The organism is Vibrio sp. 10N.261.45.E2 (genome assembly GCF_002875705.1).
Lineage (GTDB): Bacteria > Pseudomonadota > Gammaproteobacteria > Enterobacterales > Vibrionaceae > Vibrio.
Window position 1 is genome coordinate 54,730 of record NZ_MCZZ01000142.1, and the last position, 25,320, is coordinate 80,049.

20 protein-coding genes and 1 pseudogene are annotated in these 25,320 nt (G+C 39.8%); 10 read left to right on the forward strand and 11 right to left on the reverse strand.

Annotated features, from left to right (window positions below):
• Positions 1–44: 44 nt before the first annotated feature.
• The 9 genes from BCT34_RS17365 to rfbB are packed head-to-tail and all read right to left on the reverse strand — an operon-like array spanning position 45 to position 13,401.
• Positions 45–2,393: a rhamnan synthesis F family protein gene (locus BCT34_RS17365; RefSeq protein ID WP_076657076.1), complete on the reverse strand. Its 2,349-nt coding sequence runs from the start codon at positions 2,391–2,393 to the stop codon at positions 45–47.
• A 15-nt stretch (positions 2,394–2,408) separates the two neighbouring features.
• Positions 2,409–3,329, reverse strand: a complete 921-nt coding sequence (locus BCT34_RS17370) for an NAD-dependent epimerase/dehydratase family protein (RefSeq protein ID WP_076657077.1) — start codon at positions 3,327–3,329, stop codon at positions 2,409–2,411.
• A complete protein-coding gene (locus tag BCT34_RS17375; protein WP_076657078.1) occupies positions 3,330–7,751 on the reverse strand; it encodes a glycoside hydrolase family 99-like domain-containing protein in 4,422 nt (1,473 codons plus the stop codon).
• A complete protein-coding gene (locus tag BCT34_RS17380) occupies positions 7,748–9,175 on the reverse strand; it encodes an ABC transporter ATP-binding protein (RefSeq protein ID WP_076657079.1) in 1,428 nt (475 codons plus the stop codon). Before BCT34_RS17380 ends, BCT34_RS17375 begins: the two co-directional genes overlap by 4 nt.
• Positions 9,165–9,983 (reverse strand): ABC transporter permease, encoded by an 819-nt coding sequence (locus BCT34_RS17385; RefSeq protein WP_076657080.1) that lies wholly within the window; start codon positions 9,981–9,983, stop codon positions 9,165–9,167. The genes BCT34_RS17380 and BCT34_RS17385 overlap by 11 nt, the downstream gene beginning before the upstream one ends.
• Complete coding sequence (rfbC, locus tag BCT34_RS17390) at positions 9,983–10,531, reverse strand: dTDP-4-dehydrorhamnose 3,5-epimerase (protein ID WP_076657081.1); 549 nt, start codon at positions 10,529–10,531, stop codon at positions 9,983–9,985. Before rfbC ends, BCT34_RS17385 begins: the two co-directional genes overlap by 1 nt.
• Positions 10,532–10,535: 4 nt before the next feature.
• On the reverse strand, positions 10,536–11,417 hold the full coding sequence (gene rfbD, locus BCT34_RS17395; protein ID WP_076657082.1) for a dTDP-4-dehydrorhamnose reductase: 882 nt from the start codon (positions 11,415–11,417) through the stop codon (positions 10,536–10,538).
• A complete protein-coding gene (rfbA, locus tag BCT34_RS17400; RefSeq protein WP_076657083.1) occupies positions 11,417–12,304 on the reverse strand; it encodes a glucose-1-phosphate thymidylyltransferase RfbA in 888 nt (295 codons plus the stop codon). Before rfbA ends, rfbD begins: the two co-directional genes overlap by 1 nt.
• Entirely contained in the window at positions 12,301–13,401 is a 1,101-nt protein-coding gene (rfbB, locus tag BCT34_RS17405; protein WP_076657084.1) for a dTDP-glucose 4,6-dehydratase, read from the reverse strand. Before rfbB ends, rfbA begins: the two co-directional genes overlap by 4 nt.
• A 276-nt stretch (positions 13,402–13,677) precedes the next feature.
• Between rfbB and BCT34_RS17410 the strand changes: the two genes are divergently transcribed.
• From BCT34_RS17410 to BCT34_RS17430, 5 genes are all read left to right on the forward strand, one after another.
• Positions 13,678–14,112 (forward strand): rhodanese-like domain-containing protein, encoded by a 435-nt coding sequence (locus BCT34_RS17410; RefSeq protein ID WP_016786319.1) that lies wholly within the window; start codon positions 13,678–13,680, stop codon positions 14,110–14,112.
• A gap of 123 nt (positions 14,113–14,235) precedes the next feature.
• Entirely contained in the window at positions 14,236–14,703 is a 468-nt protein-coding gene (gene secB / locus BCT34_RS17415; RefSeq protein ID WP_009847959.1) for a protein-export chaperone SecB, read from the forward strand.
• A 196-nt stretch (positions 14,704–14,899) separates the two neighbouring features.
• Entirely contained in the window at positions 14,900–15,955 is a 1,056-nt protein-coding gene (gene gpsA, locus BCT34_RS17420) for an NAD(P)H-dependent glycerol-3-phosphate dehydrogenase (protein WP_076657085.1), read from the forward strand.
• A 154-nt stretch (positions 15,956–16,109) separates the two neighbouring features.
• Entirely contained in the window at positions 16,110–16,931 is an 822-nt protein-coding gene (cysE, locus tag BCT34_RS17425) for a serine O-acetyltransferase (RefSeq protein ID WP_009847961.1), read from the forward strand.
• A 104-nt stretch (positions 16,932–17,035) separates the two neighbouring features.
• Positions 17,036–18,187 carry a peptidoglycan DD-metalloendopeptidase family protein gene (locus BCT34_RS17430; protein ID WP_076657086.1) on the forward strand — a complete coding sequence of 384 codons (1,152 nt, stop codon included), beginning with the start codon at positions 17,036–17,038 and terminating at the stop codon, positions 18,185–18,187.
• Between the two features lie 285 nt (positions 18,188–18,472).
• Here the strand turns inward: BCT34_RS17430 and BCT34_RS17435 are convergent, their stop codons facing one another.
• Complete coding sequence (locus tag BCT34_RS17435; RefSeq protein WP_076657087.1) at positions 18,473–19,111, reverse strand: TetR/AcrR family transcriptional regulator; 639 nt, start codon at positions 19,109–19,111, stop codon at positions 18,473–18,475.
• A 126-nt stretch (positions 19,112–19,237) separates the two neighbouring features.
• Positions 19,238–20,401 carry a nucleotide sugar dehydrogenase gene (locus tag BCT34_RS17440; protein ID WP_076657094.1) on the reverse strand — a complete coding sequence of 388 codons (1,164 nt, stop codon included), beginning with the start codon at positions 20,399–20,401 and terminating at the stop codon, positions 19,238–19,240.
• Between the two features lie 150 nt (positions 20,402–20,551).
• Here BCT34_RS17440 and rfaD point away from each other — a divergent pair, with 150 nt between their 5' ends.
• From rfaD to BCT34_RS24685, 5 genes and pseudogenes are all read left to right on the forward strand, one after another.
• Positions 20,552–21,493: an ADP-glyceromanno-heptose 6-epimerase gene (gene rfaD / locus BCT34_RS17445; RefSeq protein WP_076657088.1), complete on the forward strand. Its 942-nt coding sequence runs from the start codon at positions 20,552–20,554 to the stop codon at positions 21,491–21,493.
• Between the two features lie 35 nt (positions 21,494–21,528).
• Entirely contained in the window at positions 21,529–22,758 is a 1,230-nt protein-coding gene (locus BCT34_RS17450) for an O-antigen ligase family protein (protein ID WP_076657089.1), read from the forward strand.
• Positions 22,748–23,581, forward strand: a complete 834-nt coding sequence (locus BCT34_RS17455) for a glycosyltransferase (RefSeq protein WP_102300668.1) — start codon at positions 22,748–22,750, stop codon at positions 23,579–23,581. Before BCT34_RS17450 ends, BCT34_RS17455 begins: the two co-directional genes overlap by 11 nt.
• Positions 23,582–23,601: 20 nt before the next feature.
• Positions 23,602–24,639: pseudogene (locus BCT34_RS24680) on the forward strand (glycosyltransferase family 4 protein); the annotation flags it as partial.
• Positions 24,640–24,738: 99 nt separating this feature from the next.
• The gene (locus BCT34_RS24685) at positions 24,739–25,302 is read left to right on the forward strand and encodes an acyltransferase (protein ID WP_241902795.1); all 564 of its coding nucleotides are present in this window, start codon (positions 24,739–24,741) and stop codon (positions 25,300–25,302) included.
• Positions 25,303–25,320: the final 18 nt, after the last annotated feature.

Here is a 25,320-nt window from a genome sequence, read left to right on the forward strand (position 1 = left end):
GGGAATCCGTTTAGTTATATAAAATTGAACAGAATTAGCTATTTTTACCAGCGAGTATTCTCAGTATAAACAGTAGAAAATGTCATACCAGCGCTCTTAACAACCGTTGGTAGAAGTCGCTCAATCGCATGCATATATGAGCCATCATAAGGTAGCGGCTCTGGTTGAATATAGATTGAAAAGTCAGAGTGAACTAAGGGCAGCAATGCGCATGGTTTTGCCCAAAACATTGTCCCAACGGGAAACACACTAGTTACGCCTTCTTGAATACCGAGGTCCTTAGACAATGCATCAATAAAAAGTTGATTTTTACCGGCACAAACTTCATGAACATCTTCAGAGAAAATTAAACCTACATTTTTATCTTCCATGATAGATTGAATCTGGTCGAAATGAGCAGGACTACCAACGAGACTACCCATTAAATACTTCCTCCAACGATCTCCAACTCCGTCACCGTCGACATCGAAAGATTTTTTACTATGAAAATGTCCAATCATGTCATAATTTGAATTAAACAATTCATCCTTTAAATCTATAAACAGTGGACCTATATCTCTACCTTTGTTTGCTACTTTCTTAATTACAAGATTATTAACTTTTGTGATAGAGAAAGTCTTTCTCATTTCATCCTCGTCAACATCCTTGCAAACAGTTATATACAGGTCAAAACTAGACGTAATATTCTCAAAGTATGACGCGAACTCTCCTGCCAATTCGGTATAAAAAAGGTGTAGGTGAACTGCAATATTATTTTCGCTGAAGCTATTCTCTTTGTTGGTGTCGACTATATGACAGTTGTGGGTAGTGACGTTAGAATTAAGCTTTAATTGCTCATACAATGGCACGCAGTAGACCGAGGATTTATTCTTGCTAATCCACTCCAAATTAGAAAATCCAGGTAATGGCGAGCTAACATGTAGTCCTTTTCTAGAGTAGTTTACGTATGACTTTATGGCGTCATCCAAGCTTTGACTTGGATTAAAATAATCTACGTCGAACATACCCGATAGTTTGATTTCGTCACACATACTGATTTGTTCTCGAACAAGATCATGTGACTCCCCTAGCAGGGCTTCTAACTTATAACTGTAATCAGCAAAGTCCAAAACATCATCAACCAGACGCTTATTAAGATCAGATCTAGCCCCCATTTCAAACTGTCTAACTATTACATCAGAAGCGCTAGAAACATCTAAGTAGTCAACAACCGTAGCATCACACTCATTCTCACGGAAGAAATCCGCAAATCCAGTCGAGTGATTAAAACAAACTACGTGTTTATTCTTGTTCAGCGCATCAATAACCACATTTGGGAAAGGATCTAGCCTAGAAGTCAAAAGGAATACATCTGCCAGTTCCAAAAGTGGATCTATACTTTGTTGATGTTCTAAGAAGAAGAAGTTTTTATATAGTTGATATTCATCGAGCTGTTTTTTTAACCATACTGAGTAACTAAGGTCAAACTCAGGGTCATACCCCCCTCCAATCCATATAAAGGCAAACTCATCAGCATATTTATCCTTAACTATCTTTGCTATCTCGATGAATACGTCAACGCCTTTCCTTGGTTGCACATACCCGGCACCAACGACAATTTTAGTGCCTTTTTTAAGCCCTAGTTTGCTTCTGATTTTTTCGGGAGATAAGTTTTCTCCATAAGAAGTTGGCAGGTACTTCAATTTACCTTGAGGTAGTATATTTATGTTGTTGGGAATCTTATTGGCTCCCATTACTGACTCAATCTCTTCGAGAAGAGACTCTTTTATAATGTTAGCAGGAACAACCACATTATCTGCTAGCAACACTGTATTAACCAACTTTCCAACTGGTCGAGTGTAATCCTTGAACTCATGGACTAATGAAACTGAAGGAATATTTAACGTATGGCTAGCAATTAGCATTGGCAGCGTTTCAACTGAGTTACAAATAATCCCCTTGATCTTGTACTTTGATTGTATATTTGATAGCAAAGCTTCACATAACTTGGAATTATCCTGGCAGTTTTCTAATACGAGAAAGCTATTTTTAACAAAATCATCATGTATATTTGATTTTCTAAGCACTGCGGAAATAACGTTATATCTCTCTAACCACTCCTTCGCTAGGTTAAGTCCAACAAGCGGAGCTCCAGTACCGGAAGATTCGTGAGAAACTATTATGACTGTTTCTTTATTTTTGTCATACTCTATTTCCCCTAATCTTACATGGTAATCGTACAACTGTCTTTCGCAGCAAGTTCTTCCTTCCTGTCTACCATGTACAATATAATGCTGTAAGGGAGACTTAACATCCTTTAGGTCAGGGTTAGTATCTAAATAGTACTCTGGGTCTAATTTGTAACCACTACGAATGTAATGATAAATATTTCGCAGCAATATTACATATCTCATTTATAATTAACCTAATTACTTTCTGAACCATTGAATAGTGTTTTTGACACCTACTGATATATCTATGCTAGCTTCAAAACCAAACTCAGACTTTGCTCTACTGCAGTCTAGCTCACTTTTTTGCACATCGATGCTACGACTAGTTTTAAAACTGACCTCTATTTTTTTCCCTAAAGCGTTCTCAATAGCATGAATAATCTCTAACAACGATACTCCCTTACCACTACCAATATTGAAAGTATTGTGACTCCCTTCATATTCGGCAGACATCATAATCGCCTCAATTACATCATCTATATAAATATAATCCCTTACTACCTCCCCATCACCCCATATTTCTACTCCAACTCCTGATAGAGCTTTTGAAATAAAAGTGCCAATCACTCCTTGTTGGTTTCTTCCTGTTTGGAACGGGCCATATGGATTAGACAGTCTTAGTATTACAGCTTTTATCCCGTAAAGATGTTCATATAACTTAATATACTTTTCGATCGAAGACTTACTAACCCCGTAAGGAGATATAGGGTTTTCAGGGGTACTTTCGGGAATAGGATAGACTTTACTATTGCCATATATCGTCCCACCAGATGAAATAAATACTACTTTCTTAACACCATTGATTCTACAAGACTCTAGTAGCTGCAGTGTTTGGAGAATATTCTGTTGAGCATCTCGTACTGGGTCTTCCAAAGAGCTCGCAGGTGTACTGGTTGTAATTAAATGGAATACAATATCAATATCACGCGTACAATTGTTCAGGTCATCATTAGAAAGGAAATCGCCTTGTACCCATTCCACGCCGTCAATATGCCCTTGCGCTCGATCGAATATTCGTAAGCTCTTTACTTTACCAAGTAACTGGTTGCAAAGATTCGTTCCTATGAAACCAGATCCACCTAGTACTAAACACCTTGAATTTTCTAATATGTTGTTCATCTACTCTACTAACCTGAATTGTTGTTTTAGGTGACTTATATACTTGCTTGCACTAATTTTAGCATCGTCAGCTATATCGAACTCATTGGATATAAGCCTTTGTACTTGCTCTATTTCTCTGACGAGAGACTGTTTGTTCTCACTACCTATCTTACTTTGGTTATGTCTTCTATGTTTGTTCATGCTTGTAGGCTCAAAAGCTAATTTTCCTCTTTTCAAAGCCATAGCATAAATTAGCCAATCACCTGCATTAGATAAGCCTTTAATATCATCAAGGTACATATTTAATGTTTCTTGCAATACATCAGATTTGAAGACTACACCGCTTGCATTAGGAATAGTATTTTTAATTGCTAGATATTTTGAAACTTCATCATAACCGTCTACGCTGAAACTGTTAAGCCAGTGAGTATCTGAAAGGTCTTTCGTGTATTCATAATAGTTACCAGCAAGTACACGGCCTTCTTGATCAATCTGTATACTGTCACAGTAGCTCAACACAGTACCTTGAACCGAATTAAAGGGTTCAACTACCATTTTTAAGAAATTAGGTAGCGCCAAGTCATCAGCTTCAGCTATCCAGATTAAATCACCTTTAGCTAGCATGGATCCCTTGTACCACTGATTAAACACCGAGCCCGAGTTTTCTTCATTGACTATAAGTTTGCATTCAACTTGATTTGTCTTTATCCAGTTTTGAATCTCTTCCAAACTATTATCATTTGACATGTCATCTAATATAATGAGCTCGTAAAAGGGCATAGTTTGCTTCAATATAGAATCTAGCCTTTCCTTAATAAGGTTGCCATAATTATAATTTGGTACAATTACCGAAACCCTCGGTAATTTAAGATTGAGATGTTCTAAAATATTGAAAATGTAATTCCTAAAGGAATACTCATTGTCTACCAAGTTTCTCAACTCATTCTTAAGCACCTTTAGTCTTGTAGGCTCTCTCAGCAAAGTCGCAATAGTGTTTGAAAAACTCTTAACGTCCCCCATCGGAACAGATAACCCGGTCACATCACCTACCAGTTTAGCTGCGCCACCTGATCCTTCAAAAGCCACAACCGGTACTCCTGCATCAAATGATTCGAGCACTACATTAGGAAATGGATCCTCTCTAGAAGTTAAAGCGAAAACATCTGATGCAAGATGGTATTGTTCCGTATTAGGCTCATACCCCAAAAATTTAAAGTGTCTCTCTTTATCTTTTATAATCTCATCAACTTCTGATCTAGTAACACTGTCCCAATGTCCGATCCAAACAAAAAGCACGTCCAAATCCGAATAACTCTCAAGGATCTCTAAACCAACTCTAGCAAACAAGTCCGGACCTTTCCTATGATCGCCATAGCCAACAGCAAGGACGATTTTTGTTCCAGGACGTACACCTAAATTGTCTCTTACTTGTCGCCTAACATCATCTACCTTATGCCTATTGTGGATTCTTCTCCATAATCCTTGGGGACGTATAACCTTTTTTTCATCATTTAACGAGGCAAATTCCGAGAAACCATCAGCTACAACTTCTGCAGGAAATACTACCTTTGAGGCATGCTCTACAATATCTAAAGTGCACTGCTCTAATGAATACTGCTTAATTACATTAGGCATCTCATGTATCAAACTTAGACAATCGATACCTGCCTCAGAAAGGTATTTTATAAGTTTTCCCGATACCGTCGTATTGACAATTGCGTGACACACTCCGGAGGTTTTTAGGTTTTTAACTACATCAATAGCATCCTTATCAAAATTAGCTTCTGAAATTACCGAATGCGTTTGAGAATACTTTTGAAATTCACTTTTTAACTTGCCACCACCCAGAAAAACCGTATGTACTTCAAATTTGAAATCCAAAGCTAATGATCTGACGAGGCCCAATGCTAAGAACTGGGCTCCATGTGGATGAGCGTCATGTGATACTACAACGATCTTTTTTTTTTCACCAACATCTAACTCGCCAGTCAGCGCTTTTCGAGTCGCTTCTAGCCAAGCATAGCCATACTTCAGATCGGGTTCCAAATGTGCCCCTTCAGCCCATTCATTCCAAGCATTTACAAAAACTAATCGCTCGTCAGGGTTTTCTATATTGTCACAAGTATCCTGTACAGCGTTCTCTAGCCATTTTTGATAATCCGCTGGGTTACTACCCGCAAAAATTGTACTGTTATTCTTTCTTCTTGCTGTGTTATCCCAAGATGGACACACCGAACGAAACAGCCTGTATGAGACTGGTTTATTCCATTTTCTTGAACGTTTCAAAAATATAGACCAATCAAAAACATTCCCGGAAAATGAGCTGTTTAAAGGTTTTACACTGTTAGTAATATTGGGTGGCGTCGAATTGTTTGGTGGAAATTCAATAGCGGCATCAAATCCTAGTCTCTTAGGGTTAAAACGTTCAAAAGATTGAGTATATGCTATATAAACCTCGCCAATTCCGTTCTCTCTGAAATAATTACGCCAGCGTTTAACGGTCTTTTTAGCGGATGGCAGTAGGCTCGGTCTATAAACAACCAAAAGTGGCTTATCATCTATACGGATATACCTAGAGTCACGCATATATCTAGCTACGTCGGCAGCAAAGGCAATATCATCTTCACATGAGTGATCTTGTGAAATCAGAATCTCGTTTTCGCGACCATCCCATCGACGACACCAATTCTCATTAGCCCAACAGAGACAGAAAGGATGATCAAGTTCTTTGTTTTCCAGATAATTCTCTATTGGTTGCTCTAGGAGTCGTTTACCACCAAACCAATAGTAATAAAAACAAAATCCACCTACTCCATAAAGCTTGGCCATTTCAATCTGTTGTTGTTGTACTTTTGAGTCTAATAGATTGTAATACCCAATATCCTCATCCGGTACATGCGGCTGATAGTGGCCCTCAAAAAGAGGTTGACCCGATTTAACATTAGTCCACTCCGTAAAGCCATCTCCCCACCATTCATTGTTTTCTGGAATTTCATGAAACTGTGGTAAATAAAATGCAATTAGCTTAACAGGGAGCTCACTTGGACAAGGGACAGTGGTTTTAGATACGTAAGTGCTACTATCAAAGTCTTTAGTGATTCGAGAAGTATTAGCTATCGTCCAGTCATTTGATTCAGAGTGATTCATATTATACCAAGCTTTATAAGCATCAGTATTTCTAAATACGAAAGGAAATGTCTCAAAGACAGCTGACTTCAATTTTATTTTAAAGTCTGTAGATATCGGTAATCTATGCCAAATACTTCTAGGATCATATGATAAAAATTGCTCTCGTATATCTGAAAAAAATGCACTTACATTACGAAGAGGCTTGGTTACTCTCCAAGAACGACTGTTTAAAATTAAAGTATTTTGCTTTTTTTCTGATTGAATCGCTCTCTCGTAGTTCTCGTTGCTGACATTCAATTCAGAGTTAATGCTTTTTAAACCCTCATATTCTTCATTCAAGTTTAGTAACTTAGCTTCTAGTTCATGAATCTTTTGTGTTAAGTCCCTTTTATCCTCACCTACCAATAGTAACTCAGCAGATAAGCTCCCAATCTCTTGCTCAAGAGACTCTACTAGTATAGTCAGAGGTTTTATTTCTCCACAGCTCAACCTCAAACCAGTCAACACTTTATTCAATTCAATTACATCAACATTCTCTTCACGACAGGATTGTTTATTTAAAAATGAATAAAATTGATAAACAGACAAGGGGACATCTTCGTTATTCTTGAGGTCTTCTAGCGTATACTCTGTATGCCTTAAATCTTCATCGATAAAGTCATTAATAAAAGAACTTACCTGCTGAGAATCTTTACTCGGCACTGCCATTGATAGGGTTCCAGCAAGCCTAACGATCTGTGGGTATGGTTCCTTCATCAAGTTATCATAATCAACAATAACTCTACTAGTATTATGAGTTAACTCTAAACTAGGTATCGTGTGCTGTAGCCAAAGCACATGTGATTTGGCTTTTGCCATTTGATTTCTTTTCAAAAGAGAATCAGCAACACTTAATGGGTTACGTATCGCAATTACATAGCTCACATCACATTCGATATTTTTGAATACATCTTGCCAAAAGCTTAACAGCCTACATGTTCTGGGATCTTTAAACCCCCAAATACCGCCATTCTCATCTAGTTTTCTATTAATTAAGTCAATAGCTTGTCTCTTTAAGTCTTGCAATTCCAAGTTAGATTCAAGCTCTGTCCAAGAAAAAGCAAGATGGTCATGTGCTGAGCCAAGAATTGATAGTAATTTCTCATTTATTGCCAAGCAATCTACATCTTCCCAGAAGCCTTTAGGGTTATCAGCTCCAGCGGCATAAAGGTCGGTTCCTAAACCAACACCCAATGTTTGCAGACTTTTTGTAATCGCACTTGTTCCACTTCGATGCATTCCTAATACAACGATTAATTTCCTAACATTCATTCGTAACTCACAATATTTGAAATACAGCCAAAATCTACAATTGCAGTGCTTAAGTTGTCTACGTCTGGAAGAACTCTAAACATTTGTACATCTAATAATCGATGTAGGTGCGTTTCCAAGCCGTCAATTGTACCCACGGCTCCTGCATTCATAAAATAGACACCTTGAGTCAAATTACAATTGAATGTAAATTCTACATCATAGATATCTCCTTCTTGAACAGAAGGTATTGCGCTACTAGAGTTGTTTGCAGTGTGTGCACCACCAAGCTCAAGTCCAGATAAGGTTTTAATTAGCATTCCAAACCTTACGTTTTCTGCGCTCTTAGTAAATCTAACCTTGTATTTGTAAACATATTTGCCTCTAGGTATTAAATTGTTCACCTTTCTATCATCACTAGAATAAATAAATGGCACCGAAATAACCGCACCATTAGACTCATATTCAATAGTGCTCGATGGTTTTAGGTTCTCATCAAAATAGTCTTCCATTGACTCTTGGAAACTTGACGAACTAGAGTAATCTCCCCGATTTAATTCCTTCGTATCAGAAAACCCAGCAACATTGGAATTATTCGCATCAAATTTCTCAGTATTTTGTGAGGGCGGGTTGCTCAACTTAACAATTTCCGCACGAATATAAGGGCTCTTTTCTTCCGTTGCATATAATAATCGCTGGTAATGACCGACAACCTCTTTTGAATTACCTTCAATTAATTTCTCACCATAATCCATTAGAATAGCACGATCACATAGCTCAATGACTTGAGGGCCAGAGTGAGATACAAATAGTATTGTAGTGCCTCTTTTCTTTAACTCTTCTAATCTAGAGAAACATTTACGTTGAAACTTTTCATCACCAACAGATAATGCTTCATCGACAACTAGAATTTCAGGGTCAACGTTAATAGATACTGCGAACGCTAACCTAACAACCATACCACTAGAATAAGACTTGACCGGTTGATCGATAAAAGCACCTATATCTGCGAAATTTACGATGCTATTGAAGCGCTTTTTTGTTTCTTCTTTAGTTAAACCCAATATTGCTGCATTCATAAATACATTTTCACGACCAGTAAACTCCGGATTGAAGCCAGAACCTAATTCTAGTAACGCAGCTATTCGACCATTAGTTTTAATTGAGCCTGTTGTTTGAGATAATGTGCCACAAACTATCTGCAAAATCGTTGATTTACCCGAACCATTTCTTCCCACAATTCCGACTGTTTCACCTTTTTTAATTTCAAATGAAACATCAGTCAACGCGGAAAACTCATTATAGTATTGATGTTCATCTAAGCGAAATACTCGTTGTAACTTAGGATATATAGCCTGCTTTAGTCTATTCTGGGGGTTGTCGTATATTTGAAAAATTTTACTAATACCATCTACTTTAATCGCAGTATTATTATCAAAGGACATCAGCAAAACCCTTTCTTGTTTTTTGGAAAAAATAGAAACCTGAAGAAGCTATTAATAGTGCAATAATACTATAATCCCCAATTCTATCCCAATTAGGAACCTCTCCCCAAAATAGTATCAACCTCAATTCTTCAATAGGTAGCGTCAAGGGATTAAAGTAGACTAGATCTCTATATTGCTCTGGTAAGGACGTTATTGGAAAGAAAATTGGTGACAAAAACATCATAGCAGTTGTTAATAGGCCGACCATTTGACCGATATCTCGGATAAATACACCTAATCCAGCTAATAGCCATGCTAATCCAAGAATCAGAATAATCAAAGGAACTAAAACAATAGGTAAGAAAAGAATCGTCACATGAGGGGGACCAAATAAAGCAATATAAGCACACAACCACACAGAAATACTAACGACACAATGAAAAAGAGCCGAGCATACAACTGTTACAGGTAGTATTTCTAGTGGAAACACTACCTTTTTTACATAACTTACATTACCCAAAATTAGGCTAGGAGCTCTGTTCACGACTTCAGAGAATAGGTTAAAAATTATCAGGCCTGCGAATAGCATCAATGCAAACTGTCCTGATGATTCAGATTGCGTATGCCAACGTGCATTAAACACTTCCCCAAAAACAAATGTATAGACTGCTAGCATCAACAATGGTGTGATAAAAGACCACATTAGACCAAAAAAAGAACCTTTATAACGACCAACAACTTCTCGTTTTGTCATTGTTTTCAGCAAACTACGATGTTTGATACTAGACGCAAACATCTCAATTGGAGATGAGTTAAAACTATCCATTACTCAAATACCTTCGCTTCTATAAGTGCTTTTCCGAGCCTGTCTTTTTCAGATAGTAGCACTTGAGGCACTTCAGGCCAGTCAATGGATAGATCTTTATCGTTCCATGCTATGGAGTGCTCAAACAAAGGATTATAGTAATCGGTGCATTTATAGACAAACTCAGCAGTCTCACTCGTGACAAGAAAACCATGGGCGAACCCTTCGGGTACCCAAAGTTGTCTTTTGTTATCTTCTGATAGATATACTCCAACCCATTGTCCAAATGTTGGAGAGCTCTTGCGTATATCGACAGCTACATCAAAAACCTCTCCTGATACAACTCTTACTAGTTTACCCTGAGTATTTTCAGTTTGATAATGCAAACCACGTAGGATGCCCATTCCAGATTTAGAATGATTATCTTGTACAAATTGAGTTGGCCCACCTGTTACTAGTTGTTCGAATTTTTCTTGTTGCCAAGTCTCCATAAAGAAACCACGCTCATCACCAAACACACTTGGTTCTATAATTTTCACATCAGGGATGCGAGTATCAATTACTTTCATTTTATTATCCGGTATACGCTTGAATATTTTTTAAAGCGGCCTTCCAATCACTCGCTTCAACAGAGAAACCTAAAGTGATTTTCTCGGTACTTAAGCGAGAGTTACTTGGACGCTTTGCTGGTGTCGGGTATTGGTCGGTGGTAATACTCGTTAAGTTCGGCTTTTTCACAAGCACCCCTTGCTCAACCGCAACATCAAAAATGGCATCAGCAAAGTCAAACCAACTGACATGAGGCAAGCCCGAGTAATGGTAAACACCGTAATCGACCGTGTCTCCCTGAGTAATGCACTTCGCGATTTGAATTAATGTACCCGCAATATCACCCGCATACGTCGGCCCACCAAACTGATCGCCGACAATACTCAATGTCTCTCTGTTTTCTCCTAAACGCAGCATGGTTTTCACAAAATTATTACCATTCTCGCCAAATACCCATGCAGTGCGCAAGATAACGTGTTTTTCACACGCTTGCACTACAGCGATTTCACCAGCGAGCTTACTTTTACCATATACGCCTTGAGGGTTTGTGGTATCACTTTCAATATACCCTCCCACTTTATTACCTTCAAAAACATAGTCGGTTGAAATATGCAGTATTGCAGCACCAGCGCTCTGCGCTGCTTGTGCGAGGTATTTGGGACCATCACGGTTTATCGCGTAAGAAAGGTCGACTTCCTCTTCGGCCTTATCAACCGCGGTATGTGCCGCCGCATTAATAATGATCTCCGGTTGAAATTCAGCAACAACCGCGTTGACAGCTTCTTGACTCGTAATATCAAGGTGCTCTCGATCAAGAGCCAATACTTCAACATTTTCATTGTCTGCTAACTGTCTAGTGAGACAAGTACCGACTTGGCCATGACTACCGGTAATTAATAAACGCATTAAGCTTCCGCCTTCAGTTTGCTTTCATTAACCAAGCGCGATAAATACTGACCGTACTCATTCTTCATCATTGGTTTAGCTAGACCTAGAACTTGTTCACTGCTCAACCAACCGTTGCGCCAAGCTATTTCTTCTAAGCAAGCAACTTTTAATCCCTGTACATTCTCTATCGTTTGAACGAAAGAAGAAGCCTCATGAAGACTTTCGTGTGTACCTGTGTCTAGCCATGCAAAGCCACGACCTAATAATTCCACATTAAGAGAACCATCATTGAGGTACATTTCATTAAGAGTTGTAATTTCTAGCTCACCACGATGAGATGGCTTAACTTGCTTCGCCATTTCAACAACACGATTATCGTAGAAATACAAGCCTGTTACTGCATAATTCGATTTTGGCACTTCCGGCTTTTCTTCAATGGAAACCGCCTTCATATTTTCATCAAACTCTACTACACCAAAGCGCTCAGGATCTTTTACTTGATATCCAAAAACAGTAGCACCGTGGCTTTGGCTAGCAGCAGAAAGTAAAGATTCCGAAAAATGTTGTCCGTAAAAGATGTTATCACCTAATACCAAACACACAGAATCGTCACCGATAAACTCTTCACCAATAATGAAAGCTTGCGCTAAACCATCTGGACTTGGCTGAATAGCGTATTCAAGGTTAATACCGAAATCTGAGCCATCACCAAGTAGACGCTGAAAACCAGCATTATCTTCAGGCGTAGTAATAATCAAGATATCTTTAATGCCTGCGAGCATTAACGTCGAGATTGGGTAAAACACCATTGGTTTGTCGTAAATCGGCAAGAGTTGTTTTGATACTCCACGAGTCAATGGGTATAGGCGAGTGCCAGAACCTCCAGCTAGAACAATACCTTTCATTCTTTATTTCCCTTTGATTCAGTTGTTTCTACGCCCAAACGCTCACGTTGATAGCTACCATCTTGTACATTTTGACACCACGCGGAATTATCTAAGTACCACTGTACCGTTTTGTGAAGACCTGTTTCGAACGTCTCCTCAGGTGTCCAACCCAGCTCACGCTGCATTTTAGATGAGTCAATGGCGTAGCGGCGGTCGTGACCAGGACGGTCTTGAACATAGGTAATTTGCTCTGCATACGCTGACTCTTTCGGTACTAACGTATCTAAGATGTCACAAATCGTGTTCACCACTTCGAGATTTTTCTTCTCGTTGTGGCCGCCAATATTGTATGTCTCTCCCACTTTACCTTCCGTAACGACTTTGTAGAGCGCTCGAGCGTGATCTTCAACAAATAGCCAGTCACGGATTTGGTCGCCTTTACCGTAGATAGGAAGGTTTTTTCCTTCCAAGGCATTCAAGATGACCAACGGGATCAACTTTTCAGGGAAATGATAAGGGCCGTAGTTATTTGAACAATTTGTTATCATCGTTGGAAGGCCGTAAGTACGTAACCAGGCTCGCACAAGGTGATCACTCGATGCTTTTGAGGCCGAGTATGGGCTTGATGGCTCATACGAAGTCGTCTCTAAGAACATCGGTAGCTCGGAGCCTTCAGGTACTTCATCTGGATGTGGAAGATCACCATACACTTCATCAGTAGAGATATGGTGAAAACGAAATTCTGCTTTTGTACGGTCTTCAAGCGAATTCCAGTATTCACGAGTCGCTTCTAATAACGTATATGTGCCAACTATATTTGTTTCAATAAATGCCGCGGGACCGGTGATAGAACGGTCAACATGAGATTCAGCAGCTAGATGCATTACTGCATCCGGTTTATGTTCTACAAAAACACGGTCGAGTTCTGAACGATTACAGATATCCACTTGCTCGAACGCGTAACGTTCATTCGAATGCACTTCTATAAGAGATTCTAAGTTACCTGCATAAGTTAGCTTATCAACGTTTACCACACTGTCCGTTGTATTATTTATAATGTGACGTATAACTGCTGAGCCGATAAAACCAGCGCCACCGGTGACTAATATCTTCACAAAAACTCCTAAAATATAGCTTTAAAATCAAAAACTAACACGTACGAGCAATCTCCACCAGGCATGCTACCGCCCTTTGGTCACAAAGCGAAAACCACACTACGCATTCAAACATTTAAAATGTAAATTCCTCTATTATCTATGTATCAATGAATATAATCAAAAAAAAATCCAGTTATGTGCGCGGGTAAGCTAACTCTATGTACACCAAACCCCAAAACTCGCTATACTCCTGACCTATAGTTTTTCGCCCAATAACGAATAAGAGTTCAAGATATGCAAGAGTTAGTTCCATTTGTTCAAGAGAATATGATTTTAGCCATCGTATGGATCGGCTTGGTTGTTGCCATCATTGCGAACGTTATCAAGACATCAAACGCAGCCTACAAAGAGATCACGGCAGCGCAAACCACACACATGATTAACCGTGAAAACGGTGTTGTGGTTGATATTCGTACTAAGGATGAGTTCAAAAAGGGCCATATTACGGACGCAGTTCACATTTTGCCGTCAGATATCAAAGCAAATAGCTTTGGTAGCCTTGAAAGCCACAAAGCAGACCCAATCATCGTAGTATGCAAGACAGGTCAAACCGCTCAAGAAAGCGCTAACTTGCTGGTTAAAGCAGGTTTCGAAAACGTAAGCGTACTGAAAAGCGGCTTAGTGGCTTGGAGCGAAGCTAACTTACCTTTGGTTAAAGGTAAGAAGTAGTTAAAGGCAATAAACCGTTAACGACAAGAAGCAGACTGACCTGATTACACGAATATGACTTTAAGGTTTTGTTCGGCTGATATGACGAACAAAACCTAATTATAAATTTTTAAGGACAAGAAAATGGCTGAAGCAGCACAACAAGACGCACAACAAAACTTCGCAATCCAACGTATCTTCCTAAAAGACGTATCTTTCGAAGCGCCAAACTCTCCAGACATGTTTCAGAAAGAGTGGAACCCAGATGTAAAACTGGACCTAGACACTCAAAGCCGTGAACTTGGCGAAGGTGTTTACGAAGTAATCCTACGTCTAACTGTTACGGTTAAGAACGCAGAAGACACAGCATTCCTTTGTGAAGTTCAACAAGGCGGTATCTTCTCTGCAAGCGAAATGGAAGCTGGTCAACTGGCTCATTGCCTAGGTGCATTCTGCCCGAATATCCTGTTCCCATACGCTCGTGAAACAATTTCTAGCCTAGTAGTTAAAGGTACGTTCCCACAACTGAACCTAGCACCAGTAAACTTTGATGCTTTGTTCATGAACTACCTACAAAACCAAGCTCAGCAAGCTGAAGGCGAACAGGCTTAAGTCTCACAGTAGAACTTAACTCTAACGAACGCTTAAATAGCTTATGTTATAAGAAGCTTAGCTTTTAAATGCACATCGCAGCTTCTGCGATGTGCATTTTTTATTTACACTGTATTTTGATAGAGAGCTTTTTCTTCTTAATTTAGAAAACATCTCAAGAACTCTTCGATTTCCCTCATTATTTTTAGGTGGAAGCATGACAGAAACAACTCGCGCGACAGCCGCTTACGGTAAAGACAGCGCTTACGGTAAAGACATTGCGATGACAGTGATTGGCGCAGGTTCTTATGGAACATCTTTAGCGATCTCTCTAGCGCGTAATGGTGCCAATGTTGTTCTTTGGGGGCATGACCCTGCTCATATGGCTCGCCTTGAATCTGAGCGCGCTAATAATGAGTTTCTACCAAATATAGAATTCCCAGAAAGCCTGATCATTGAATCAGACTTAGAAAAAGCAGTGACTTCAAGCCGAGACCTTTTGCTTGTCGTCCCGAGCCACGTATTCGGCGTTGTGCTTAATAGCGTTAAACCTTACTTAGCCTCAGACTCTCGAATCTGTTGGGCGACCAAAGGCCTAGAACCGGAAACAGGACGCTTGCTTAAAGATGTCGCGCACGATGTGCTTGGTGATGGGTACTCGTTAGCGGTTCTATCAGGGCCTACTTTCGCCAAAGAGTTAGCGATGGGTATGCCAACGGCGATCTCTGTAGCTTCACCTGATGAAGAGTTCCTTGAACAACTTCAAGAAAAAATCCACTGTGGCAAAACATTTCGCGTATACGCAAACTCAGATTTCATTGGCATGCAGCTTGGCGGCGCGGTTAAAAACGTTATCGCAATTGGCGCAGGCATGTCGGATGGTATTGGCTTTGGTGCCAATGCTCGTACAGCATTGATCACGCGTGGTTTAGCTGAAATGAGTCGCTTAGGCGCTGCACTTGGTGCACAGCCAGAAACCTTCATGGGCATGGCTGGATTGGGCGACTTAGTACTGACATGTACCGACAACCAATCACGTAACCGTCGCTTTGGGTTAGCTTTAGGCTCAGGTAAAGACGTCGACACGGCGCAAGAAGAAATTGGCCAAGTGGTCGAAGGTTATCGCAACACCAAAGAAGTTTGGTTACTATCAGAACGCATGGGCGTTGAGATGCCAATTGTTGAACAAATTTATCAAGTGTTGTATCAAGGAAAAGATGCACACTTAGCGGCACAAGACTTACTTGCTCGAGACAAAAAGTCAGAAAGGTAAAAGAGCAGATACGGGATTCGAGTAAACGAGTAACGAAAAGATTAAGAGCACACTCAAGAGCGATTTTTCGAAGCTCATGACTCTAACCTGCTCTATCGCTCTTCGAATCTAGCATCTCGCTACACGTATCTGGTCTATAAAAATGGATGGAAAAATGAAACACTGTGAACAACAAAAAGTTTGGCAATGCATTGTGAAGGAAGCTCGACAGCAGTCAGAGCAAGAGCCTATGCTTGCGAGTTTTTACCATGCCACGATCATCAACCACGAAAGCTTGGGGGCTGCACTCAGCTACATTCTGGCAAACAAGTTAAAGACAGCTTCAATGCCAGCAATGGCAGTGCGTGAAGTGGTTGAACAAGCATTTAAGCAGGACCAATCGATAATTGATGCTGCCGCTTGTGATATTTGCGCGACGGTAAATCGAGATCCTGCGGTCGAGATGTACTCGATGCCTCTGCTTTATCTGAAAGGCTACCACGCCCTTCAAGGTTACCGAGTGGCTAACTGGTTGTGGAAGCAAGGTCGTATTGCGCTTGCCACTTACCTACAGAACCAAATTTCGGTTGCTTGCCAAGTTGATATTCACCCGGCGGCTCGTATCGGTAAAGCGATCATGCTCGACCACGCTACAGGTATTGTGATTGGCGAAACAGCCGTAGTCGAAAATGATGTGTCGATTCTTCAAGACGTGACCCTTGGTGGTACAGGTAAAGAAGGCGGCGATCGTCACCCTAAAATCCGCGAAGGCGTTATGATTGGTGCCGGCGCTAAAATCCTCGGCAATATTGAAGTTGGCGAAGGTGCTAAGATTGGCTCTTGCTCTGTGGTTCTACAAGCCGTACCGCCCCATACAACAGTCGCAGGGGTTCCTGCAAAAATTGTCGGAAAGCCTAAAACAGACAAGCCATCTTTAGATATGGATCAAGGGTTCAATGGTCGCTCTCAGAACTTCATCCATGGTGATGGGATTTAAGAGCAGATGCCAGATTCACGCTACGCGATATGAAGAGCTCAAAAGCAGATGCGGGATTCGATTCAGCGAAATTCGAAAAATTAAGAGCAGATGAATACAACTAAATGACGACAATGATGAAACAAATTCGAGCCATTAGCCGGACTCTTCTGATATCTGCCAGCCTTTGTGTTGCTCTTTTATCTACACCCTCATTTGCCGCCTCTCAGGGGGAACTGAAAGGCGTGTCGAGTGAAATATCTCGCCAACAAAAAAACCTATCCTCACAGCAAAAAAAGCTCGATAGCCTACAAGCAAGCCTCAAGAAACAAGAGCTATCCATCGCTTCGCTTGAAAAAGCGATTCTAGACAGTAAAAAGCAACTCAATACGGCTAATGCAAATATTGCTAACTTAGACACCAAGATTAAAGCGCTTACGGCTCAGAAAAAAGTCCATACCGACAAGTTAGAGCAACTGATTCAGACTTACTATATGACAAGCCGAGCTAAAGCTTCTTCTCACATCCTCAATACAGGTGTGGAAGAAGATCGCATCAGTCATTACTACCAACACCTTGCCAAAGCGCGATCTGCAACAATCAAAACGATTGAACAGACACAACTTGAGTTAGAAGAAAGTCACAAGCAGCGCCAACTTGAGCAAGAACAAATTGCGACCCTGTTAAAACAGCAAACAACAAAGCGCGACAAGTTATCTCAAACGCAAACACAGCGTAAGAAAACGGTTGGCAGCATCAAGAAAAACATCTCGGGTGACAAGAATTACTTGGCAGAGCTCCAGCGAAATGAAACCCGCCTTAAAGCTGAAATTGCGAAAGCAGAAAAAGCGGCTCGAGAAAGACGTAATGCAGTCCCGATGGATGGTCTAGCAAAACATAAAGGTAAGCTACCTTGGCCGATCAAAGATAAAGTGCTACATAACTATGGTTCACGCCAAACGGGTCAAATTAACTGGAAAGGCATGGTGATCAACGCCAAGTACGGTCAGCAGGTAAAATCCGTTTACTCAGGTACGGTGGTATTTGCCGAGTATCTGCGAGGTTATGGTTTAGTGGTTCTTCTCGACCACGGTAAAGGCGATATGACGCTCTACGGCTTTAACCAAGCGCTTTTAAAGAAAGAAGGTGACAAGGTTAAAGCGGGCGAAGCCATCGCGCTTGCTGGTGACACTGGCGGCCAAACTCGCCCATCTCTGTATTTTGAAATTCGCAGAAACAGCCAAGCTCAAAACCCAAAGAGTTGGTTGGTTAGATAAAAGCAGATGCGAGATTCGAGCAATCGAGATGCGAAGAGCTTAAAAGCAGATGCGGGATTCGAGTAACCGAGATGCGAAGAGCTTAAAAGCAGACGCGGGGTTCGAGTCATCGAGATGCGAAGAGCTTAAGAGCAGCGCAAGGTTCGGGTCACCGAGATACAAAAAGCATGAAAGCCGATACAAGGTTACAGGGTCTAGCCTCGTCGTCGCTCTACCCTGTTTTTCGTTTACTCGTATCTCGCTACTCGAATCTGCTCTTTCCCGATCTTCATTACTCGCCTCTTTCTACTTAGAGTTCAACGCCCTTACACCATCTTCCAATAATGTCAGCTGTTCAAAACCTTGAGCTGTCGCAATCGGTTTAACAGTAGCGATCATCTGCAGCATACCTTGATGGACGACTTGCTCAGTAATTTGAGCTTTTGGAGACATCGCAGACTGATAAGCCAACCAACCCGACGCGATCAAGTGAAGAGAAGTGACCATCGACTTCATTTCCGTATCCGTTGCTTTGAGCAAGTTCAACTCAACGAAGGCTCTCATGATATCGACAAGGTTGGTTTGCAATCTTTCTTGCACGGCCATGTAATCAAGGTGAAGTTGCTCATCACGTGACAATATTTCAGGTAGGTTCGCATAGAAGAATCTGTACTTCCACATCAGCGTGAAGATAGAATCTAAGTAGCTCTTTAGTAGCGTGAGACTTTCTTGTTGCCCTTGAATCGGTGTGAACCTTTCAAGCAACTCTGTTGAATAGAGAGTAAAGATATCACGGACAATTTCTTGTTTGTTGCGGAAGTGGTAGTAGAGGTTGCCAGGGCTAATCTCAATATGTTCAGCAATATGATTGGTCGTAATACTGCGCTCGCCGTGCTCATTAAAAAGCTCTAGTGCAGCGTAAACAATCTTGTCACGTGTTTTCATTAGTAATTAGTATCCCTATCCGTTTAGTGGCTCAGTATATCGCCACTAAACGGATAGATCGAGCTGTTAACATCTGGTCGAATTAGCAAGCGCTAAAATTCAGCTTGCTATCAATCCTTGCTGGAATCAATCAATGGCAAACAGATCTCGTGTATATACCTTATCTGCAACGTCTGCGATATCTTCTACCATTCTGTTAGATACAATCACATCCGATACGGCTTTGAACTCTTCGAGGTCAGAATAAACCTTCGAGTTAAAGAAATGCTCTTCTTCTAACACAGGTTCGAACACCACTACTTCAATACCTTTAGCTTTCAAGCGCTTCATAATCCCTTGAATCGACGACGCACGGAAGTTGTCCGACCCGGCCTTCATGATCAAACGATAAATACCTACAATTTTAGGGGAGCGCTTAATAATTGAATCCGCAATGAAGTCTTTACGAGTGCGGTTAGCATCGACAATGGCACCGACAATGTTGTTTGGTGCATCTTGATAGTTAGCTAACAGCTGTTTGGTGTCTTTCGGTAAGCAGTAACCACCATAGCCAAATGAAGGGTTATTATAATGATTGCCAATTCGAGGGTCTAAACCCACACCTTCGATGATCTGACGAGAATCCAAACCGTGAGCTTCTGCGTAAGAGTCAAGTTCATTGAAGTAAGAAACTCGCATCGCTAGGTAGGTATTTGAGAATAGCTTTACTGCTTCCGCTTCCGTGGAGTTAGTAAATAGCACATCGATATTCTCTTTTTCTGTACCTTCAACAAGAAGATTAGCAAACACTTTAGCTCGTTCAGAACACTCACCAACAATGATTCGTGATGGGTGTAAGTTATCGTACAGGGCTTTGCCTTCGCGCAAAAACTCAGGTGAGAACATAACGTTTTCGCAGTTCAGCTCTTGCTTAACGCGCTCAGTATAACCAACAGGTACCGTTGATTTGATGACCATGACGGCATTGGGATTGATATCCATGACGTCTTTAATGACCGATTCCACAGAGCTGGTATCAAAATAATTATTTTTTGGATCATAATCGGTTGGAGTGGCAATGATGACAAACTCAGCATCTTTGTAAGCCGCTTTATCTGTTGTCGCCCTGAAGTTCAGCGCTTTATTTGATAGAAAGTGTTCAATCTCATTATCTACAATAGGCGACTGCTTACTATTCAGCATTGTCACTTTTTCATCGATGATATCTACCGCGACCACTTCATGATGTTGTGCTAACAGCATTGCGTTTGACAAGCCAACATACCCTGTCCCTGCAACTGTAATCTTCACCATAAACTCCCAATTTATGAGTAAATCCAACAGGCATTTTGATTAATAGATATACTGACAAGTTTATGTTAAAGAATTATTCCACTAGCCCGCATTGGTCATTTATTGCTATAATCTCAGTAGTTTTATATTCAAAAGAGTAGGAAAAATATGATTATCGTAACTGGTGGTGCTGGCATGATTGGCAGCAATATTGTTAAGGCGCTTAATGAAGCGGGCCACAACGATATTCTAGTCGTCGACAACTTAAAAAATGGTAAGAAATTTAAGAACCTTGTGGACCTAGACATCACAGATTACATAGATCGTGATGATTTTCTAACTCAAATTATGGCTGGTGATGATTTCGGACATATTGAAGCCATTTTCCATGAAGGAGCATGCTCTGCCACCACTGAGTGGGACGGAAAATACGTTATGCTCAACAACTATGAGTACTCTAAAGAGCTACTTCATTACTGTGTTGAGCGTGAAATTCCGTTCCTATATGCCTCTTCCGCTGCAACATACGGTGAAACTGATACTTTCATTGAAGAGCGAGAATACGAAGGTGCATTGAATGTCTACGGCTACTCGAAACAGCAGTTTGATAACTATGTTCGCCGCCTAACCGCAGATGCAGCAGCGCATAACGAAACGCTTCCACAAATCGTTGGCTTCCGTTACTTCAATGTCTATGGACCTCGTGAGCAACACAAAGGGAGCATGGCATCGGTAGCATTTCACCTAAACAACCAAATGAACGCCGGTGAAAACCCTAAGTTGTTCGCAGGTAGTGAAACCTTCAAGCGTGATTTTGTGTATGTCGGTGATGTAGCAGCAGTAAACCTGTGGTTCCTAGAAAACGGTGTTTCAGGTATTTTCAACCTAGGTACAGGCAACGCAGAGTCTTTTGAAGAAGTCGCAAAAGCAGTAATCAAACACCATGGTAAAGGCGAAATCGAAACGATTCCTTTCCCTGAGCATTTGAAAGGCGCTTACCAAGAGTTCACCCAAGCTGACTTAACTAAGCTTCGTAATGCTGGGTGCGATATTGAGTTTAAATCCGTTGCCACTGGCGTCAGTGAATATATGAAGATTATTAATCTATAATCATTTAAATAAGACCATGATAATCAATAAACAGAATGATTAATTTTATTAACAGATACGAGCCCTATATTTTAGGGCTCTTTTTCCTTTCCTTATTAGTGTCTAAATCGGCTATTTATATATCGCTTACATTATTGTTGATATTACAACTGGTATTATTACATAACAATAAAAAAGCAATTGATTATATAAGCAGCAATCACTTATTCACAATTTCCATTTCAACATTTGTGCTAGGGATTATAACTACATTCCCCTATAATCTTAACTTTGTCGATTCAGGTGAGTTCATCAGAAAAAGTATATTATTATTACTTTTCCCTATATTAACGCTCCAACTAAAAAATAGTAGAAATTTACACTTCGCTCAAGTTTCATTATTTACTGGCCTGTATATCGCAGTAGGTTATTCTATATACAACATGATAGTTTTAGGCGGGTGGTCAGGAGAAAGGATTGCTAGCTTTTGGGATGTTGGACGTTGGTCTGAAGTATTAGGCTATATCCTAGCTATGACAGTACCATTTTATTTAGAGAATAAAAAAACAAAAACACAAAATATAATACTACTTTTTACTATTTTAATTAGTAGTGTATGCTTACTCGTTAGTGGGGGAAGAGGTCCGTTATTAGCAATAATTATAACACTAACTATATACCTCCTAATACGTAACCCTAAACTGCTAATCGCGATCGCAACTACTATAATCTTCGTTGCTTTTATTGGACAAGACGTCCCGGCTATTCATTCCATTACAGAGCGTGTATTCAGTATATTTGGCTTAAATACACTACCATCTAATAGTGCACGACTAGCAATGTGGGAACAAGGTTTTAATTTTACAGTTCATAATCTTATTAATAACCCAACATCATTTTTATTTGGTGTAGGAATAAATAACTTTGAAGAGAGCTATACTTATTACATAGAATCTATAGGGATAAAGCAACAGCTCATAGAGTTAACTGAAAATAATTATTCATTTACTGATATGCATAACACTTACCTAGATCTAGCAATAAAGTTAGGTTTTATATATTTACTTTCTTATGTCTCTTTATTATTAGCTTTATTTCTGCACTTCTTAAAAAAAGCAAAAACAAATCCAAATATTGCATACTCTGCGATGGCGTTAATATTAACCTATATAATTACGGGTATGTTTTATACTAGTGGTTTAGAATTCCAAACATCAATATTCTTTTCACTTGTTGCATTATGCTACGCACGCATAACTAATGATGAGTACTACTATGAAAAATAAAAAATTCGACGCTAGCATTGTAATTTCGTTTTACAATAACACTCAAGCACTTTCATGTATAATACGTGCTTTAGAGTACCAAAATGATAATTTCGAAATAATAATTGCGGATGATGGTTCGAAAAATGATAAAGTTTCAGAAGTATTAAGTATCATTAAAAATTCACCTTTACCCATTCGACACATTTGGCAGAGTGATAATGGATTTCGAAAAAATAGAATATTAAATAAAGCTATAAAAGCATCTCGTAGTGATTATATTATTTTTATTGACGGTGATTGTACCCCACAACGTCACTTCGTCCAGGACCATATTAGAAATCGAGAAATCGGCGTAGTACTCAATGGGAGAAGAGTTGATTTGGCATCATCCTTCAAAGATAAACTCTATGAAGCCCCCGAGCCAGAGATTTTTTTTGAAAGTAATAAATTAGATATTTTCTCAAAATACTTACTCGGCCACGGCAAGAATGTTGAAAAAGGAATTCGAATTACCAACTCTATTTTATCAAAAAAATTAAATAGAAAGAAAAAAGGTATTGTAGGATGCAATTTTTCTCTATATAAGAAAGATTTACTAAGCATAAATGGATTCGATAATAGATATGAAGTGCCAGGCGTCGGTGAAGACTCTGATATAGAGTACCGCTTAAAAAAAAGTGGTGTCAGAGTGAAAAACATTTTCTATCAAGCGGTAATCCTTCACCTGATGCACCCTGAATTAACTCGGGATAAGCTAGCTCAAGAACTCCTTAACGACACTATAGAAAAGCAACAAATCGTAGCTTTAAACGGCTACCTTCAAGCTGACGATGTAAAATAACCTATTTAGAAGGAGTTAATGTGAATATAGAAATAGAAAAACCTGCAATCGCCCACATTTGTCTTTCTCAAGGCTGGGGGGGGTTGGAAATGTACCCAATACGCACAGGAAAAGAAAGCATCGCTCGTGGTTACAAAACATATGGTATATGCGTAGAAGGAACCCAAGTTGCAACAGGAATGAAGGCAGCTGGCATCGAGGTTTTCGAAGTTTCAAGTAAAAAATCACTTGTTCTTTCACAGGTAACAAAACTAGATAAATGGTTACGAAGTCGTAATGTAGGGATAATACATAGCCATAAGTCTGGAGATATTTTAGTATCTTCACTACTTGATGTTTTAACTAAACGAAAAGCATTTTTTACCGAGCACATGGGAGTTACTCGATCTAAAAAAGATCCTTACCACCGCTGGGTTTATTCACATTTAGATCGCATCTTTTCGATTAGTGATGAGACTTACGAGCGAAATATAAATGCTCTCCCGATTAAACCACAAAAATTAACTAGACTTTGGTTAGGTACTGACATTCCAGAATATCCTATTGAAGATGTCGATGAAATAAAAAAAATAAAACAAGAACTAGCAATTCCGGTTGATTCAGTTGTTGTAGGTAATATTGGACGGCTATGTATTGGTAAAGGCCAATTAGAGTTAATCGAAGCTTTCTCTTTGCTAAAACAATCAACATCAAATATGCACCTTTTACTCGTTGGAGGGCTCGATGTTTCCGAAGGCTCTGATAATGCGTTTGTGAAAACTCTAAAAGACAGAATTTCAACGCTAGGGTTGACGAAGAGTGTCCATTTAGTTGGATTCAGAAAAGATACTAACCGCATGCTAGCTGCGATGGATATCGTATGTCTTCCCAACCATAATGAAGCATTCGGCCTAACGGCTATTGAAGCTATGGCAGCAAAAAAAGCAATTGTGGGTTCTAATACAGGCGCCTTACCAGAGATACTTGAACCTGTTGCATTGCTTTGTAATCCACTCTCCCCTCAAAGCATCGCCGACAAAATCGAAGAATACTTAATTGATCAGCACTATCTGGGCCAAAACGCCAAAAAAGCGTTTGAACGAGCTCAATCTGAGTTTTCTATGAAATCGCATGTAGACAAGTTATTTGACCATTATCTAAACGAGACGAAAACAGAAATAAAACGAGGCAACTTTCTAAGACTTCGCCTAAGAAATAAAGTAAAAGTTGAATCTAATAACACACTTAGTATTGCAAAAAGTTCAAGAATTCGACAATGTAATATATCAATAAAAGGCTTTGGCAATAAGCTACTTATCGACGATAACGTCAACATTAGAAGATCGCACATTGAAATAGATGGAAATAACTGCCTTATACACATCAAAGGGAATTCAACTATTGGACAAAACTGCTATCTATCAGCTAGAGAGAAGAACATAAATCTAGTTGTAGGTGAAGACTGTATGTTCTCTAGAAATGTAAAAATAATGACGAGCGATGGGCACAACATCATTAAAGAAGGCAAGCGAATCAATTTTGCTAAGAGTATTAACATTGGTAGTCATGTCTGGCTAGCAGATAACGTAACTTTACTAAAAGGGGTCACGGTTGGAGACAACTCAATAGTGGGAATCAATTCAACGCTAACTAAAAGCAGCCCTTCTGGAAGTATTACTGCAGGAAACCCTGCTAGAATAGTTCAAAAAGATGTAACGTGGCAACATGAAATTGACTATTAAACCGTAGACTAACAGAAC

Coding starts and splice junctions, on each gene's coding strand:
- BCT34_RS17365 (WP_076657076.1), bottom strand. CDS start 2,393: ATGAGATATGTAATATTGCTGCGAAATATTTATCATTACATTCGTAGT.
- BCT34_RS17370 (WP_076657077.1), bottom strand. CDS start 3,329: ATGAACAACATATTAGAAAATTCAAGGTGTTTAGTACTAGGTGGATCT.
- BCT34_RS17375 (WP_076657078.1), bottom strand. CDS start 7,751: ATGAATGTTAGGAAATTAATCGTTGTATTAGGAATGCATCGAAGTGGA.
- BCT34_RS17380 (WP_076657079.1), bottom strand. CDS start 9,175: ATGTCCTTTGATAATAATACTGCGATTAAAGTAGATGGTATTAGTAAA.
- BCT34_RS17385 (WP_076657080.1), bottom strand. CDS start 9,983: ATGGATAGTTTTAACTCATCTCCAATTGAGATGTTTGCGTCTAGTATC.
- rfbC (WP_076657081.1), bottom strand. CDS start 10,531: ATGAAAGTAATTGATACTCGCATCCCTGATGTGAAAATTATAGAACCA.
- rfbD (WP_076657082.1), bottom strand. CDS start 11,417: ATGCGTTTATTAATTACCGGTAGTCATGGCCAAGTCGGTACTTGTCTC.
- rfbA (WP_076657083.1), bottom strand. CDS start 12,304: ATGAAAGGTATTGTTCTAGCTGGAGGTTCTGGCACTCGCCTATACCCA.
- BCT34_RS17410 (WP_016786319.1), top strand. CDS start 13,678: ATGCAAGAGTTAGTTCCATTTGTTCAAGAGAATATGATTTTAGCCATC.
- secB (WP_009847959.1), top strand. CDS start 14,236: ATGGCTGAAGCAGCACAACAAGACGCACAACAAAACTTCGCAATCCAA.
- gpsA (WP_076657085.1), top strand. CDS start 14,900: ATGACAGAAACAACTCGCGCGACAGCCGCTTACGGTAAAGACAGCGCT.
- cysE (WP_009847961.1), top strand. CDS start 16,110: ATGAAACACTGTGAACAACAAAAAGTTTGGCAATGCATTGTGAAGGAA.
- BCT34_RS17430 (WP_076657086.1), top strand. CDS start 17,036: ATGACGACAATGATGAAACAAATTCGAGCCATTAGCCGGACTCTTCTG.
- BCT34_RS17435 (WP_076657087.1), bottom strand. CDS start 19,111: ATGAAAACACGTGACAAGATTGTTTACGCTGCACTAGAGCTTTTTAAT.
- rfaD (WP_076657088.1), top strand. CDS start 20,552: ATGATTATCGTAACTGGTGGTGCTGGCATGATTGGCAGCAATATTGTT.
- BCT34_RS17450 (WP_076657089.1), top strand. CDS start 21,529: ATGATTAATTTTATTAACAGATACGAGCCCTATATTTTAGGGCTCTTT.
- BCT34_RS17455 (WP_102300668.1), top strand. CDS start 22,748: ATGAAAAATAAAAAATTCGACGCTAGCATTGTAATTTCGTTTTACAAT.